Below are 16,043 nucleotides of genomic sequence, written 5' to 3'. Positions count from 1 at the left end.
TTTTTTGCAGGACGTAATGTATAATGGTAGTAGATTGATAGAGTACTAAAGTACTACATACTACCATTTTGGGAGGAAAAAAGATGTTGAAGAAATATTTAAAAAATGATAAGGGATTAACACTTGTCGAATTGCTTGCTGTTATTGTTATTTTGGGGATTATTGCTGCGATTTCTGTTCCCAGTATTGGGGGGATTATTGAAAAGTCTCGAGCGGACGCTGTAAAAGCAGAAGGCATCCAGGTTTTAAATGCTGCTAAATTGTACATTGCATCAGAAGGTGCTCCAAGTACGAAGTTAACTTCGCAAGAATTAAGTGAATATATTTCAGAAAATGATGATGTTTGGACTAAAGATTATTCGGTAAAAGTAACGGGAACCGACACAATTACCTTGAATGGAACTGGTGAAAAAGGAAATGTGAAAATTATTTTTAAGAACGCTACTATTAAGGGGATCAATGACTTTGAGAGCGAGTCTGGAACCATTGATGAATAAGGTTTGAAATGAGTATTTTACTAATCATCACCCTCTATGCACTCCTCCTGGGCTCCTTCTACAACGTAGTCGGCCTGAGGGTGCCATTAAAGAAATCAATCGTCAAACCAAGGTCGAGCTGTCCATACTGCCATCATCAATTGACCGCACTTGAGCTCATACCTGTATGTTCATATCTCATCCAAAAGGGGAAATGCCGCCGGTGCAAAGGGCGCATTTCTCCTTTATATCCATTTATGGAGGCATTGAATGCCGGGCTATTTGTACTAGCTTATCTGCAGCTTGGGATGCAATGGGAGCTGCTGGCCGCATGGACCCTGATATCGATGCTGGTCATCATTACGGTGTCCGACCTTAAATATATGGTCATTCCTGATAAGGTCCTTCTTTTTTTCCTGGTGCTGATCATTCCAGAACGTCTCTTCATCCCGCTTTCGCCCTGGTGGGACAGCCTGGCAGGGGGAGCGCTCGGGTTCGGGCTGCTTCTGCTCATTGCGATCATAAGCAGGGGCGGAATGGGTGGAGGGGACATCAAACTATATGGGGTCATCGGTCTTGCTGCAGGTGTGAAGGTGACGATCCTCTCCTTTATGATTGCCACATTCCTTGGGGCGGTCATCGGACTGACTGCCCTGGCTTTCAAGCTTATTGAAAAAGGGAAGCCGATTCCATTCGGTCCATTTATCGCGGCAGGGACGATTCTGGCTTATCTGTATGGAGACACGATTATTTCTCTTTATCTATCATCATTCTATTAAAGTAATGCAAAGGAAGGGTCCGGTTCATGGGTTTTCTATCGTTTCTTTCAAATTCTTCTAAAACAGCAAATATTGTATTCACAGACCATTGTATCCGATTTCTCGAGCTGAAACAGTCTTCCGCAATGCTGGTCGCTTCAATGGGTGAGCGCCTTCTCCCGGATGGAGTGATCAAAGGCGGAAAGATCTTCGATCGGGAAACACTTCTGTTTATTCTGGAAGAGTGCATAGACGAATGGAAAATCAAACGGAAATCGGTCCGTTTCGTGGTACCGGATCCATTTGTGGTCCTGAGAAAAGTATCAATCCCATCTGATATCAGGGAAGATGAGATGGAGGGATATCTCTTCCTTGAAATCGGATCAAGCATTCATCTACCCTTCGAAGACCCGGTGTTCGACTATTCTTTATTGGAAAGACCGGGTGAGAATCAGGAGGTATTACTGGTTGCCTCCCAGGAGGAAATCGTCAAGAGCTACAAAGGGCTGCTTGAAGAAGTGAAATTGAAGCCTGCTGCTGCGGATATTGCACCGCTTGCCTTATATCGCTCCATTCTTCTTGACAGAAAGGCATTGCCGAATGAGCATACCATGCTGCTTCATATGGATGAACAGCTCTTGACCATCTCGATCTTTCACAAGCATGAACCAATTTTCACCCGGCCGATCGTCTTGGAGGTTGAAATGACGGACAAGGCAACAGAGCAGTTATACCCGGTGCCCATTCTTCAGGATGCGCTTAATGAAATCGAGAAAGTGATGAACTTTTACCATTACTCCTTAAACAAAGGTGAGCAATCTGTCGAGAAAGCGGTTGTCAGCGGCGACCATCCCCGATTGAATGAGCTTAAAGAACAATTGCAGGAGAGGGTTTCGATACCCGTTGAATTCCTGCAGTTGAAAAACGCTGTGACACTTAATGATGAAAGAGTGCCGCCGGGGTTTGCCATCGCTTTAGGTCTAGCATTAAAAGAGGTGCAGCATAGTGAAACTTATTGATATTAACCTATTGCCCCAAAGAGAAAAAAAACGGACGGCTTTTACATACAGCGTCCTGGGTACTGCGGGGGTGTTCATTCTTATTGCTCTTTTCATGATGCTGACCTGGCAGAATTTGCTTGCTGATATAAAGAGGACAGATGAAAAGATTGTTTCAGTTAAAAAAATCATCGACTTGCAGCAGTCTAAAGTACTCGGTGCAGAAACATCTGACGGTACCGGTCAATTGAGTGAAGCGGTTCAAAAAATGATGACCTACAAGGTTAAAACAGTGCCGCTTCTGAACGAATTGATCTCCCTCTTACCCGAAAGAGGCTTTATCCGGGAATTTGAGTATAGTGACAAAGATGCCATCAGCCTGACCATTCAATTTGATTCCTCCAGGGAAGCGGCATTCTATCTTTCTCATCTTAGAACCATGAAGTGGATCAAGGATACTGAAATCCTTGAAATCACGACGGAAGAAATCGATGAGAATGAAGCGGAAGACATCCTGCCGAGATATTTGGCATCCTATAGACTCCACCTGGATTCCGGCAAACTACATGCACTTCTTTCTGAAAAGGAGGAAGTCGAATGAAAATCGATTTTACTAGAAAGCAATGGTCAATATTCATAAGCCTGATTGCGGCCGGTATACTCATGGCTCTGGTTCTCCACTTTTTCCTCATTAAGCCGTTGGAGGAAAGGCTCCAATATAAAGAGGAGGAACTTTCGATTCAGAGTAAATTGCTGGAAGCCGTCGAGAACAAAGTAAACAGTATCGATGAAAACATGACGGCCGATTCCGCATCACTGCAACAGAAAATACCTGCCGGACCCTTAACCGAGAGTGTGATACTGGATCTTGAAAAAGCAGAACTGATTTCCGGGAGCACGATTCAATCCATTCACTTCGAGAAAACTGACGGCCCCCTTGCAGCTCAGAAAGATGAAGAGTCAGACGGTGACCCCGTCAAGGAAACTCAGCTTCCACCTCTATTAAAAAGGCTGCAAATGACGATGATCGTAGAGTCACCGTCCTATTTCGAGATGGAACAATTCCTTGAAGAACTGGAAAGCCTTGAACGCATTGTCGAAATCAACGGTTTCTATTTCGAAGGTGAGGAGGAACTGAAGGAAAGCATGGAGGGGTACAGTGAGGACACGATTACCTTTGAACTGACTGCATCCGCTTTCTTCACCCCGAAACTCGAAGACCTTAAAGACGGACTACCGTCCATTCAAAGCCCGTCACCTTCCTTTAAAAAGGACCCGTTCCCTCAATTTCCAAACGAATAGGCCCTCCTTTTCTTAAATGAAAAATTTGACGAAAACCTCTTAGGACAAGACGACAAAAGTCTTGTTCTTTTTTTTATGGGATGTGATAGCATGGAAAAAAATAGATGAAGGAGGGTGGCGATGGTGGACAAGTCTAAAGGTGATAAAAAAATCTCCATCAAAATAAATGGTGAGAGTACGGATTTCGAAGAGGATTATCGTGTACACGATTGGAAGCTGGGGAAAAAGGAAACGGCAGCAGGAGAAGAGAAGCTTGAAGATCAGGGCTTTGATTGGATCCTGCCTGACGAAGCTCCACAGCCTCCAAAGGAATACAAAAAAATCAATTATGTGAGCGGCAAGAAAGTGAAGAAAAAGAAATCATTTAAAAATCCTTTTCATCATTCCGTAAATCTTCTCATGTCCATTATCGGGGCGGTAGTCGTCGGAGCCGTACTCGGATTTGGAACCCTGAAAGTAATCACGACAACGGATGGAGGAGCCGTACCGGCAGCTTCATTACAGGACAAGACCGAGGCAGGCGTGGCAGAGGGAAGTGAAACTGCATCCGTTGTCGGACTGAAGGAATTTTCGACTTCCGTCCTGCAGGGGGGAGTCTTTTCCTCCCAAGAAACATTGACTGCCATGCAGGACACTTTGACCTCAAAAGGGATCACCAGCGCCTCTATTGAAAAGGATGGGCAGTGGTTCCTGCTGCTTGGAGTGTCAGCGGATCTCGAAACGGCTAAACTTCTCGGGGAAGACATGAAGAAGGGTGGAGTGGAAGTATACGCCAAAGACTTCCAGCTTGGTTCAAAAGAGGTCAAGGCAACAAAAGAAGAAAAATCATTCCTTGAAAAAGCCAGCGGGCTCTATGCCATTCTAGCCGAAGAGAGCAGCAGTGGCGTGTTGAATGGAAAAGCGAATGAATCTGCCTCGGAAACCATTGAATCCGGATTGAAAGAAATCGAGAAGTTCAACGTTCAGCAAGAAACAATCGTGGAAATGAAAGAATCGGTAGCGAATGCCGCCAAGCAGACACTGGCAATGAAGACATCAGAGGATGCGGCGAAAGTCCAGGGAGAGCTCTTGGGATATCTTGAATCATACAGCAAATTACAATAAACACGGTTTTACGACTATTTTCCAGGAAATAATAAATGGGGCGACAAGTGGTGCAACTACTTGTCGCCTTCTGCTTGTTTATGGAGGAAGGATTTGGTACGATTATTCTGTATCTCCCAATCTATACTGGAAAGGACTGGTATGGTGTATGTCCAACCTCATACTTGCTTCACAATCTCCTCGACGCAAAGAGCTTCTTCAGCAAATTCAACTTTCCTTCTCTGTTATGAGCAGCCAGGTCGTTGAAACAGTTGCCCCACATTTAAAACCCCATGAAGTGGTAATGGAACTTGCCATGAAAAAAGCAAACGAAATTTCAAGAAAATATCCTGAGTCATATGTATTAGGGGCAGATACAGTAGTGGCGCTCGGTGATTCGATCCTCGGAAAACCACGGTCGAAAGAAGAGGCAAACGAGATGCTTGCCATGCTGTCTGGTGAAACACACGAGGTATATACTGGTGTGGCGATTCTTCATGGTGAAAACCAATCTTTATTTTATGAAAAAACAGATGTTACGTTTTGGGAGTTGACATCCAGGGAGATCGAAGGCTATATCGCTTCTGAAGAACCTTTCGATAAAGCCGGGGCTTACGGAATCCAGGGACTCGGGGCAAAACTCGTGAAAGAAATTAAAGGGGATTATTTCTCTGTCGTCGGCTTGCCCCTCTCAAGGGTTTACCGGGCACTGCACGAGATGGGACATCTTCAATAGAACGACTCCTTTAACGGATAAAGGAGGACCAATGGAAAAAACACTGCCGAAACAGAGTGAGAATAAATTGATGATACGGGACTTCCCCCAGGATGAAAGACCGAGGGAGCGGCTAGTCCAAAGCGGTGCCGCCAGTCTCTCGAATCAGGAATTGCTGGCGATCCTGCTCCGTACAGGGACAAAATCCGAATCTGTTCTTCAGCTGTCAAACCGGCTGCTGACAAGTTTTGACGGTCTGAATTTATTAAAGGACGCGTCGCTTGAAGAAATCACGAAAACTAAAGGCATCGGGCTTGCAAAGGCCGTCCAGATCATGGCTGCCGTCGAACTTGGCAGGAGGATCGGCAATCTTGCGTTCGATGACCGTTACAGCATCCGCTCCCCGGAAGACGGGGCTAATTATGTCATGAATGACATGAGATTCCTGGCTCAGGAACACTTCGTATGCCTCTACCTCAATACAAAAAATCAAGTTCTCCATAAACAGACCATATTCATCGGCAGCCTGAACGCGTCGATCGTGCACCCCAGGGAGGTATTCAAAGAAGCATTCAGGCGATCGGCTGCATCGATCATCTGTATCCATAACCACCCGTCCGGGGACCCTACTCCAAGCAGGGAAGACATCGAGGTGACGAAGAGATTGGTAGAATGCGGTCGAATCATTGGTATTGATATACTGGATCATCTTATAATAGGAGAGAAAAAATTTATCAGTTTAAAAGAAAAAGGTTATTTATGACACTAGGATTTTTTTAATGATTACGATATAATTATGCTTATGATTTTTGCAAATAGGCGATTCAAAACGTAGCTCATTAAAAAAGAGTCATTCTCTCTAAGGATGGGTCTTTTCGTTATGTCATGAAATATCAATTATTGTAAAAAAATCGAGGATTAAGAGTTTGGACAACTCTCCTGTTTAGTTAAATATAGACCAGCCAATTTGTATCAGAAAGGGAGATACCATTCATGTTTGGAACGAAGGATTTAGGAATTGACTTAGGAACAGCTAACACATTGGTGTATGTAAAAGGAAAAGGCATCGTTGTGCGCGAGCCTTCCGTAGTGGCACTTCAAACTGATAATAAACAAATCGTTGCCGTCGGGAACGATGCAAAAAATATGATTGGAAGAACACCGGGGAATGTAGTTGCACTACGACCGATGAAAGACGGAGTCATTGCAGACTACGAAACGACTGCTACAATGATGAAATATTACATAAAGCAGGCTGTGAAAAATAAAAATGCATTTTCAAGAAAGCCGTATGTTATGGTATGTGTCCCGTCCGGAATTACCGGTGTGGAAGAACGTGCGGTCATTGACGCGACAAGACAGGCAGGGGCAAGGGATGCGTATACGATCGAAGAACCCTTCGCAGCTGCCATCGGTGCCAACCTTCCAGTCTGGGAGCCGACGGGCAGCATGGTCGTGGACATCGGCGGCGGGACGACAGAAGTTGCCATCATTTCGCTCGGGGGGATCGTGACCAGTCAATCCATCCGTGTAGCAGGCGATGAAATGGATGATGCCATCGTCAATTACATCCGTAAGACGTATAACCTGATGATCGGTGACCGTACGTCTGAAACGATCAAGATGGAAGTCGGTTCAGCAGGAGATCCTGAAGGAATCGAATCGATGGAAATCCGCGGACGCGACCTTTTGACAGGTCTGCCGAAAACGATTGAAGTGACAGCTGCTGAAATTGCTTCTGCACTTCATGATACGGTATATACGATTGTCGATGCTGTTAAGAGTACACTGGAGAAGACACCACCTGAACTGGCAGCAGACATCATGGATAGAGGGATTGTGTTGACAGGCGGTGGCGCGCTGCTCCGGAATATGGATAAAGTGATCAGTGATGAAACGAAAATGCCAGTCCTTATCGCTGAAGAACCTCTTGATTGCGTTGCGATCGGCACAGGTAAAGCACTCGATCATATCCACCTTTTCAAAAATCGCGGTAAATAATCTTTAGATAAGAAGTGGGGACTGTTCCTTAAAGTACTTCACCTTAGTACATTTAAGGCGGCCCCATCTTTTTTACGCTTAGTAAATGTCGAAAAAATGAATAATATGGTGAACGATATCAAAAACGATGAAGTTTTGATATAGTATTTAATAGAATTAAAAAAAGATTGAGGTGTACAGCATGCCACAATTCTTCCTGAATAAACGACTCATCATCCTGCTTGTCAGCATCATCGTCCTCGTAGCTTTAATTGGGTTTTCGTTACGGGAAAGAGACAGCATCAGCTGGCCGGAGCAGTTTGTGAAAGATATGGTAGGATTCGGACAATCATTGGTTTCCAAGCCCGTCAATTATACTGTCGGAGTAATAGAAAATGTTCAAGATCTTCATAATACATACACTGAAAATGAAAAATTGAAATCCCGCCTCGACGAGCTTGTAAAGCTTGAAACGCAGGTAAGGGACCTGAATCAGGATAATGAAGAGCTGAGAGCTGTTTTAGAAAAGAAGGAAGATTTAAGAAGCTATGATACCATTCAGGCTACGGTCATTGCGAGAAACCCTGATCAATGGCATGAACTGATTACAATCGATAAAGGTGAAGTGAATGGCATTAAATCCGATATGGCTGTGATTTCATCTTCCGGATTGATCGGAAAGGTTAAAAGCGTCAATGAATTTTCTTCAACTGTTGAACTCATTTCAACAAATAACACGAAGAACCGCATATCAACTGTCATCCAGGGAAAGCAGGATATCAACGGCTGGATTGAAGGATATGACAATGAGAAAAAAGAAATCCTGGTCAAACGGATTCCGAATGATTTGAAAGTCGAGAAAGGCTCTAAAGTGATCACTTCCGGTCTTGGCGGCGTATTTCCAAAAGGGCTGGTGGTCGGAGAGGTTAAAGAGGTCAAGCCTGATCAATACGGACTTACCCAGACTGCTTATGTCAAACCGGCAGCCGACTTCTATCATTTAGAGCACGTCATGGTGATCGACCGTGAAATGAAAGGTGTTTCCGAGACAGGGACTGAAGAGGATACCGGGGAGGAAGGGCAATGATCAACCGGCTCATCCTTCCTTTAGTGACTCTCTTTATCTTTTACAGTGAAAGTCTGTTCGTCATGCTTTTTCCCGAAATGGAATTATTCGATCAGCGCACACTTGTGCCTCATTTCTTGATCATCTTCATTCTTTTCATATGTGGTTTCTTTCAATATAAAACGGCATTATTATATGGATTCATCTTTGGGTTCCTGTTTGATATTTACTATACGGAAATCAACGGGATTTATTTAGTGTTCTTTCCATTTGTCGTTTTTCTTACACACGCAATGATGAAGATCCTGCACAATAATCTGGTTGTATTCGCGCTCATTGTTCTAGTGAATCTATCCGTGCTCGAATTTCTTGTGTATCAGATCAATGTCATCATCCAGCGTACAGACATGACGCTAATCCAATTTGCCGATTCACGCTTATGGCCAACATTGGTGCTGAATGCCGTCTTTTATATCATCTTTTCTTATCCTTTCAAACTACTTCTTCAAAGGAAGCAAAAGCAGCTTTTGGAAGATTGACAGCTTGATTGTTAAAAGAGAGGAAGAAAATATTTTTTTGCATGGAAATTGCGAAATTTGTCTTGTGAAAAAAAGGATATGCCCGTGCTTATGTCGAATTTATAGACGACTGAGGTGAAAAATTACGCCATGAAAAAGAAACCAAATGTAATGATCAAGGGAACAAAGGAAGGACTTACCCTTCATCTCAATGATCAATGTTCGTTTGATGATGTAAAGAAAGAGTTGGACGAAAAACTGTCTGCACATTACCGTGAATCGGAAGGGACCCCTTTACTCACGGTTAATATCCAAACGGGTAACCGTTATCTGACAGAAGATCAAGTGGAAGAGCTGAAAGAAATAGTCAGGCAAAAACGCAATCTGGTCGTAAACGAAGTATGGAGTAATGTCGTCACAAAAAGTGAATCAGAAAAATTAATGAATGAACGAAATATAGAAACGATTACAGGTGTCATTCGCTCAGGACAAGTGATCGAAACACCGGGGGATATGCTGATTGTAGGTGATGTGAACCCCGGCGGCAGGATCCTTGCAGGAGGGAACATCTACATATTGGGTGCTTTAAAGGGAATTGCCCATGCAGGCTGCAAAGGGAAAGAAGAGGCCGTCATCGTCGCTTCGAAAATGCTCCCGTCCCAGCTGCGTATCGCAGAATGTTTGAATCGTGCACCTGATCGGCCGCTTGATGAAGATCTGCACGATATGGAATGTGCTTACATAGATGATCAGGGTCAGATCGTTGTCGACCGTCTGCAGGTACTGAAGCATCTTAGACCAAATATTACGAGTTTTAAAGGAGGAAGCTAATGTGGGTGAAGCCATAGTTGTTACTTCAGGTAAAGGCGGGGTCGGTAAGACGACTACTTCTGCCAATGTTGGTACAGCATTAGCTCTACAAGGGAAAAAAGTGTGTCTGATTGATACGGATATCGGTCTCAGGAACCTTGATGTTGTGATGGGGCTCGAAAACAGAATCATATATGATTTAGTCGATGTCGTGGAAGGGCGCTGTAAAGTTCATCAGGCACTGGTGAAGGATAAACGGTTCGAGGACAAATTGTTCCTGCTCCCTGCAGCACAGACAAGTGATAAATCAGCGGTGAATCCAGAACAGATGAAGAAGCTGGTGCTGGATCTGAAGCAGGACTATGATTACATCATCATTGACTGCCCTGCCGGAATCGAGCAGGGATACAAGAATGCAGTGGCGGGTGCGGACCGCGCCATCGTTGTGACCACTCCGGAAATCTCCGCTGTCCGTGATGCAGACCGGATCATCGGACTGCTTGAGAAAGAGGAGATCGAACCGCCTAAACTGATCATCAATCGGATACGCAGCCATATGATGAAAAATGGTGAAATGCTTGATGTGGATGAAATCACTGCCCATCTTTCAATCGACCTTCTTGGGATTGTCGCGGACGATGACAATGTCATCAAATCGTCTAATAAAGGTGAGCCGATCGCACTTGATTCTACAAGCAAAGCGTCCATTTCTTACCGGAATATCGCGAGACGGATCCTTGGTGAATCCGTGCCCCTGCAATCGCTTGAAGAGAGCAAATCAGGCGTCTTCACAAAAATCAAAAAGCTTTTCGGAGTCAAAGCCTGACAGATTAATAGAAATCAGAAACCCGATAGTGTCCACCCGGACATTGTCGGGTTTTTTTACATGCATCCGTGTTTTGAGCCAGGCACAAATGGTGTGTTTTGAGCCAGGCACAAATGGTGTGTTTTGAGCCAGGCACAAATGGTGTGTTTTGAGCCAGGCACAAATGGTGTGTTTTGAGCCAGGCACCACCCAGTCCGCCCTCTCATCGCCAATTTTGTTTTCTTTCATGAATAATCCCTTCGGACAAGTCATACATTGTAGCATGCGAAAAAAATCAGAATCGTTTGGCGCTGAGCTGGACAATACCTTATAAAAAGGAATGGTGTTCATGGGGAATCGAGCGGATGAAATAAGAAAGCGGATCGCTAAAAGGAAGAAAACGAATAATATGACTTCTCAGCGTGGATACACGCAGGGTTCTTACTTTCTGCCGAGTGATGAAGAACGCTATGGATCAGAGCGGTATTCAAGCTTTGAAGGCGGACCACCCCCGGAAGGATTTCACCCCTTATTCAAAAAAGAGACCTTCATGTTGAAGATCTTAGGTGCGGGCATCATGGTTTTGATTACAGCGATTATGTTCAAGAGCCCTTCTCCTGTTTTTGATGAGGCGAAGACGGCTGTGAACAGGGCGATGGAAACAGAATTCCAATTTGCCGCGATATCTTCCTGGTATGAGGATCAGTTCGGTAAGCCATTGGCATTACTCCCGGGAGGATCTGAGGATAAAAACCCTTCTTCCGCTGTTACCACAGAGGAATATGCACAGCCGGCTTCCGGAAAAGTGGTAGAGAATTTTAAGACAAATGGACAGGGCATCATGCTTGAAACCGAATTTGGAGAAGATGTGGCAGCGATGAAGGGAGGTCTGGTTATTTTTGCAGGAAAGAAAGATAAGCTTGGCAATACAGTCGTCGTCCAGCACAAAGATAAGTCGGAATCCTGGTATGGTCATCTCGAATCAATTGAAGTAAATCAATATGAATATGTCGACAAAGGCTCATCATTGGGAAAAGTTTCAACCAGCGGGGAAAGCGATGTCTCCGGGGAATTTTATTTGGCCATTAAAATGGGTGATGAATTCATCGACCCGATACAGGTGATATCATTTGACTAATTTTACTTCGGCGGTAAAGAAACTTTATATTCATCCACTGCTCTGGCTTGTCATGGCGATCGGCATAGCGACAGCTCATTTCCTTGAGTTGATCATGCTTCTCTTCATCATTACAATTCACGAATTGGGGCATGGAATGATGGCTCAGCATTATTCGTGGAGAGTGAAAAGAATTGCGCTCCTCCCATTTGGGGGAGTGGCTGAAATGGATGAACACGGGAACCGCTCGCTTCATGAGGAATTCTGGGTGATCATTTCGGGACCGCTTCAACATATCTGGCTCGTGGGGGCTGGATGGATCCTGATGCAGGGAAGCTTCATCAGCGAGGAGTTATTCACACTCTTTTTTCAATTTAATCTGATGGTACTGCTCTTCAATCTTCTTCCGATTTGGCCGCTTGACGGCGGAAAGCTGATTTCGCTGCTTTTATCGCTTAAATACACATACCTTAAAGCATATGAAATGACGCTGATCAGTTCCTTGTCTCTGCTGATCTTGTTTCATTTAACCGTACTTGTAATCGCTCCATTTCATTTGAATCTTTGGATTGTGTTATCCTTTCTCTATTTTTCACTATGGATGGACTGGAAGCAGAGAAGGTTTACCTTCATGAAGTTTCTGTTGGAACGTTATTATGGCAACAGTCATCAATTCGCCGATTTGAAACCCCTGCCCATCGAAGGAGAGGATACACTCCTGACGGTAGTGGAACGATTTCAACGCGGGGTGAAGCATCCACTTGTCGTCCTTGATGGAGGGATGGAAGTGGGGAAGCTTGATGAATATGAACTTCTTCATGCATTCTTTGCGGAAAAAATGACCGATGCCAAAACAAAGGACCTGCTCTACCTTTATTGACGAATGCCAGAAGACTGTATAAAGTGAATAGTAGATAATACAAAGGTTTGACGATCGAAGTCAATCCTTTTTCTTTTGACTTATACAGAAAGAGGGGTCGTCCGTTGGAAGAAATCATTGTGCATGGAAAAGGAAGGGAAAAACGCTGGGTTCTGCGTAAAGATCAAAAGGTCAGCGGACTCTATACGTATCAGCCCCAGGAAGAAACACTGACCGGGAATATTTATTATGGGAAAGTTGTCAAGGTGCAAAAGGGTCTTGGCGCAGCCTTTGTGGATATCGGCCATGATAAAAACGGCTATCTCCACGAAAAGGAATTCCCTCAAAACATCGAAGCTTATCACAGCGGAGATACTGCTTTGCCGATCGGGAAATGTGTGCATGAAGGGCAAAAACTCCTTGTACAGGTGACGAAGGATGCGGCAGGGACCAAAGGCCCGAAATTGTCGGCTGTGATTGAACTGAAAGGCGAGCATCTTGTCTATATGCCTGAAGGCCATTATATCGCCGTATCAAAGAAACTTGATGAAACGAAAAGACGGGACCTTAAACGGGCGGGAAAAGAGTGGAAAAATGAAAAAGAAGGCATTGTTTTCCGTACGAATGCTTCAACGGCCGAATGGAAAGAGTTGACGGAAGAACTGGAAGCGCTGCGAACCCGGTTCCGTGCACTCGAGGGATTGAGCCGGCGCAGTAAAGCTCCTGCTCTCTTATATAAAGAAGACGCATTCTATACGGACTTGTTTGAACAATTGAAAAGAGGTAAAGGCGGGAACATATATGTAGATGACTTCTCCTGCTTTGAACACTTGAAGACTTGGATCAATGCTCAATACAGCGAAAAATGGTCGATCGAGCTTTATCGGCAAAATGAAAATATTTTTCACCATTTCGGGGTTGCTGCTGTTTGGAAAAACGCCTTAAAAAAAGTGGTCTGGCTTGAGAACGGTGCATTTCTGCTCATTGAATCGACAGAAGCGCTGACTGTCGTGGACGTCAACTCGGGTAAATTCACGGGTAAAGATGATCTCGAACAAACCGTATTGCAGACAAATAAACTTGCTGCAGTGGAGATGGCGAAGCAATTGGTCCTCAGGAATATCAGCGGGATCATCCTGATTGATTTCATCGACATGAAAAAAGAAAGTCACCGTCAGGAGGTGCTGTCACTCTTCAGCGAAGCTCTTCAAGCTGATTCACAGCGAACGAACGTTTTGGGATTTACTTCACTGGGAGTCCTCGAACTGACAAGAAAAAGAACAAGGCCATCTCTGCGTGAATATTTAACCGTACCATGTCCTGTGTGCAGCGGAACCGGCAGGATCGTCAGCCCAGAGAGCAAAGCATTTCAACTGGAGAGGGATCTGTGGGAATACCAGGGCAACGACACAGCGAACATCACCATAGAAGCAACGAAGGATGTACTTGATGTGTTTACCGGCATTGACAATCAACATGTGAGAAGACTTGAGAAAGCACTGAATAGTAAGCTTGATCTTAAAGTCATCGAACTTTCACATCCGCATTATCAAATCGCAAAGATTATATGAATTTCGGGAATTATATTGACACACACTCTCGAATTGTGATAGGATTCTAATGTTATTGATTGTAGCACCCGTGCTACAACCGCTCAGAACAGGTCTTAAAGTGTGGAGAGATCCAGCACCTGTGATTGGCGAGTCTGAGTTTATAAGGAGGTGCGATTATGTACGCAATTATCGAAACAGGTGGTAAGCAAATCCGTGTAGAAGCTGGTCAAGCAATCTACATCGAAAAGCTAAACGCAGGTGAAGGTGATACGGTAACATTCGACAAGGTTCTTTTCGTTGGTGGTGACGATGTGAAGGTAGGAAGTCCATTAGTGGGTGGAGCTACTGTAACAGCGAAGGTTGAAAAACAAGGCCGCGCGAAAAAGCTTGTAGTATTCAAGTACAAGCCTAAGAAGAACTACCGTCGTAAGCAAGGTCACCGTCAACCTTACACTAAAGTTGTAATTGACAAAATCAACGCGTAAGGCGTGATTGAATGATTAACGTTTACGTTGAGAAGTCCGGCGAAAGAATTCGTTCTTTTTCTATGGACGGTCATGCAGATTTTGCCGAACATGGGCAGGATATCGTTTGTGCCGGTGCCTCAGCTGTTTCATTCGGAAGTGTTAATGCCATTATGTCATTAACCGGTGTAGAACCTTTAATCGAGCAATCTGCCGATGGGGGATTTTTGAGCTGCGTCATCCCTGACGGCTTATCGGAAGAAACGGATATGAAGGTCCAGCTGCTGCTCAGTAGTATGGTGATCAGCCTGCAGACAATTGAAAGAGACTATCGTGATTTCATTAAAATAACCTTCAAAAAGTAGGAGGTGGAACAGATGTTAAGATTAGACCTTCAGTTTTTCGCGTCTAAAAAAGGAGTAGGTTCGACTAAAAATGGTCGTGACTCTATCTCTAAGCGTCTTGGTGCTAAGCGTGCAGACGGACAAATGGTTACAGGCGGATCGATTCTTTACCGTCAACGCGGTACAAAGATCTATCCGGGTTTGAACGTTGGCCGTGGCGGTGACGATACACTTTTTGCTAAAACAGACGGTGTTGTTCGTTTCGAACGCATGGGTCGTGACAAGAAAAAAGTGAGCGTATACCCTGTTGCGAATGAAGCTTAATCGCATATCTTTAACGAAAACTCTAACCGACTTTCGGTTAGAGTTTTATTTTTTTGTGGAGAAAACTTGAAAACTGGCCATTTTTCGACTTGTTTTGAACGAACGATGATTTGTATTTTTCAACCATCTAGGTCTTATTTTCAACTAACGGTGCATTATGATCAACTTCTGCATTTCGCTGCGCCGATCATGATACTCAACGTGCCCGTCCTGAATACCGTTCCTTCGACACTTTTTTCATAAACAATATACGAAGCATGCTCATCTTTGATATACTAACTAATAGCACATAAAGTATAGGAGTTATTATATGAGCGAAAATTGGGGTATAGTGGACGCATTGAGACATGCCCGTCATGATTGGATGAACGATCTGCAGTTAATCAAAGGCAATCTTGAGTTAGATCGGGTGGAGCGTGCCAAACAAGTCATAGATACCATGGTACTCTCGGCGCAAAATGAATCAAAGCTATCAAATCTGAAACTTCCATTATTGGCAGAATGGATTTTAACATATAATTGGTCGACCCATTTGGTGAAATTGGAGTTCGAAGTCGGGCAGACAGAGTATGCCCGGACGCTTAACGATCGAAAGCTCGTCCTCTTATGCAAAGAGGTTATGGAACTTATTGAATCCAATGCAGTGGCCAAAGCGGAAAACCAGCTTTCTTTAATCATCAACCTTTCCGAGGAAAATCCCCGTTTTATATTCGATTTCACAGGTATACTAAAAGAAACGGATGGTTTGGAAGAATGGATTAAAAATAAACTGGAAAACGGACAAAATATAGAGACGGAACTGCTTCAAAATGAAGCGTTTGTGATTCATCTTTCAGTTGAATAGCATTTACATAATGATATCAACGTGATG

Annotated in this window: 21 protein-coding genes and 1 other annotated feature; of the genes, 20 read left to right on the top strand and 1 reads right to left on the bottom strand. The window is 44.1% G+C overall.

The window, feature by feature from the left end:
* The first annotated feature begins 83 nt into the window (after positions 1-83).
* The 13 genes from V6B33_RS11030 to minD all read left to right on the top strand — a co-directional run bounded on the left by V6B33_RS11030 (position 84) and on the right by minD (position 10,532).
* Positions 84-497, top strand: coding sequence for a type IV pilin protein (locus V6B33_RS11030; RefSeq protein ID WP_334217807.1), 414 nt, complete (start codon positions 84-86; stop codon positions 495-497).
* Positions 498-505: 8 nt separating this feature from the next.
* The gene (locus V6B33_RS11025) at positions 506-1,255 is read left to right on the top strand and encodes a prepilin peptidase (protein ID WP_334217806.1); all 750 of its coding nucleotides are present in this window, start codon (positions 506-508) and stop codon (positions 1,253-1,255) included.
* A 26-nt stretch (positions 1,256-1,281) separates the two neighbouring features.
* The gene (pilM, locus tag V6B33_RS11020; RefSeq protein ID WP_334217805.1) at positions 1,282-2,253 is read left to right on the top strand and encodes a type IV pilus biogenesis protein PilM; all 972 of its coding nucleotides are present in this window, start codon (positions 1,282-1,284) and stop codon (positions 2,251-2,253) included.
* Positions 2,240-2,833 carry a PilN domain-containing protein gene (locus tag V6B33_RS11015; protein WP_334217804.1) on the top strand — a complete coding sequence of 198 codons (594 nt, stop codon included), beginning with the start codon at positions 2,240-2,242 and terminating at the stop codon, positions 2,831-2,833. The genes pilM and V6B33_RS11015 overlap by 14 nt, the downstream gene beginning before the upstream one ends.
* Positions 2,830-3,534: a hypothetical protein gene (locus V6B33_RS11010; RefSeq protein WP_334217803.1), complete on the top strand. Its 705-nt coding sequence runs from the start codon at positions 2,830-2,832 to the stop codon at positions 3,532-3,534. Before V6B33_RS11015 ends, V6B33_RS11010 begins: the two co-directional genes overlap by 4 nt.
* Before the next feature lie 120 nt (positions 3,535-3,654).
* The gene (locus V6B33_RS11005; protein ID WP_334217802.1) at positions 3,655-4,638 is read left to right on the top strand and encodes a hypothetical protein; all 984 of its coding nucleotides are present in this window, start codon (positions 3,655-3,657) and stop codon (positions 4,636-4,638) included.
* Complete coding sequence (locus V6B33_RS11000; RefSeq protein WP_334217801.1) at positions 4,613-5,353, top strand: Maf family protein; 741 nt, start codon at positions 4,613-4,615, stop codon at positions 5,351-5,353. The genes V6B33_RS11005 and V6B33_RS11000 overlap by 26 nt, the downstream gene beginning before the upstream one ends.
* Before the next feature lie 31 nt (positions 5,354-5,384).
* Positions 5,385-6,095 (top strand): RadC family protein, encoded by a 711-nt coding sequence (radC, locus tag V6B33_RS10995; RefSeq protein WP_334217800.1) that lies wholly within the window; start codon positions 5,385-5,387, stop codon positions 6,093-6,095.
* Positions 6,096-6,325: 230 nt separating this feature from the next.
* Positions 6,326-7,333, top strand: a complete 1,008-nt coding sequence (locus tag V6B33_RS10990; protein WP_334217799.1) for a rod shape-determining protein — start codon at positions 6,326-6,328, stop codon at positions 7,331-7,333.
* Positions 7,334-7,514: 181 nt separating this feature from the next.
* Positions 7,515-8,399, top strand: a complete 885-nt coding sequence (gene mreC / locus V6B33_RS10985; RefSeq protein ID WP_334217798.1) for a rod shape-determining protein MreC — start codon at positions 7,515-7,517, stop codon at positions 8,397-8,399.
* Positions 8,396-8,917, top strand: coding sequence for a rod shape-determining protein MreD (gene mreD, locus V6B33_RS10980; RefSeq protein ID WP_334217797.1), 522 nt, complete (start codon positions 8,396-8,398; stop codon positions 8,915-8,917). Before mreC ends, mreD begins: the two co-directional genes overlap by 4 nt.
* Before the next feature lie 129 nt (positions 8,918-9,046).
* Complete coding sequence (minC, locus tag V6B33_RS10975; protein ID WP_334217796.1) at positions 9,047-9,727, top strand: septum site-determining protein MinC; 681 nt, start codon at positions 9,047-9,049, stop codon at positions 9,725-9,727.
* A 1-nt stretch (position 9,728) separates the two neighbouring features.
* Positions 9,729-10,532: a septum site-determining protein MinD gene (minD, locus tag V6B33_RS10970; protein WP_334217795.1), complete on the top strand. Its 804-nt coding sequence runs from the start codon at positions 9,729-9,731 to the stop codon at positions 10,530-10,532.
* Here the strand turns inward: minD and V6B33_RS10965 are convergent.
* Positions 10,485-10,760 (bottom strand): hypothetical protein, encoded by a 276-nt coding sequence (locus V6B33_RS10965; RefSeq protein ID WP_334217794.1) that lies wholly within the window; start codon positions 10,758-10,760, stop codon positions 10,485-10,487. The genes minD and V6B33_RS10965 overlap by 48 nt on opposite strands.
* A gap of 100 nt (positions 10,761-10,860) precedes the next feature.
* Here V6B33_RS10965 and V6B33_RS10960 point away from each other — a divergent pair, with 100 nt between their 5' ends.
* The 7 genes from V6B33_RS10960 (at position 10,861) to V6B33_RS10930 (ending at position 16,016) form a co-directional block, all read left to right on the top strand.
* Positions 10,861-11,649 (top strand): M23 family metallopeptidase, encoded by a 789-nt coding sequence (locus V6B33_RS10960; protein ID WP_334217793.1) that lies wholly within the window; start codon positions 10,861-10,863, stop codon positions 11,647-11,649.
* Positions 11,642-12,508 carry a M50 family metallopeptidase gene (locus V6B33_RS10955; protein WP_334217792.1) on the top strand — a complete coding sequence of 289 codons (867 nt, stop codon included), beginning with the start codon at positions 11,642-11,644 and terminating at the stop codon, positions 12,506-12,508. Before V6B33_RS10960 ends, V6B33_RS10955 begins: the two co-directional genes overlap by 8 nt.
* Positions 12,509-12,612: 104 nt before the next feature.
* The gene (locus tag V6B33_RS10950; RefSeq protein WP_334217791.1) at positions 12,613-14,058 is read left to right on the top strand and encodes an Rne/Rng family ribonuclease; all 1,446 of its coding nucleotides are present in this window, start codon (positions 12,613-12,615) and stop codon (positions 14,056-14,058) included.
* A gap of 67 nt (positions 14,059-14,125) precedes the next feature.
* Positions 14,126-14,204: a sequence feature (ribosomal protein L21 leader region), on the top strand.
* A 12-nt stretch (positions 14,205-14,216) separates the two neighbouring features.
* A complete protein-coding gene (gene rplU / locus V6B33_RS10945) occupies positions 14,217-14,525 on the top strand; it encodes a 50S ribosomal protein L21 (RefSeq protein ID WP_334217790.1) in 309 nt (102 codons plus the stop codon).
* Between the two features lie 11 nt (positions 14,526-14,536).
* Positions 14,537-14,869 carry a ribosomal-processing cysteine protease Prp gene (locus V6B33_RS10940; RefSeq protein WP_334217789.1) on the top strand — a complete coding sequence of 111 codons (333 nt, stop codon included), beginning with the start codon at positions 14,537-14,539 and terminating at the stop codon, positions 14,867-14,869.
* A gap of 12 nt (positions 14,870-14,881) precedes the next feature.
* Complete coding sequence (rpmA, locus tag V6B33_RS10935; protein ID WP_044339518.1) at positions 14,882-15,172, top strand: 50S ribosomal protein L27; 291 nt, start codon at positions 14,882-14,884, stop codon at positions 15,170-15,172.
* A 310-nt stretch (positions 15,173-15,482) separates the two neighbouring features.
* Positions 15,483-16,016, top strand: a complete 534-nt coding sequence (locus tag V6B33_RS10930; protein ID WP_334217788.1) for a Spo0B C-terminal domain-containing protein — start codon at positions 15,483-15,485, stop codon at positions 16,014-16,016.
* The last annotated feature ends 27 nt before the right edge of the window (positions 16,017-16,043 follow it).

Origin of the sequence: Mangrovibacillus sp. Mu-81, assembly GCF_036867415.1 — a bacterium.
Taxonomy (GTDB): Bacteria; Bacillota; Bacilli; order Bacillales; family Bacillaceae_B; genus Rossellomorea.
This window is presented reverse-complemented; position numbering and strand designations above follow the sequence as displayed.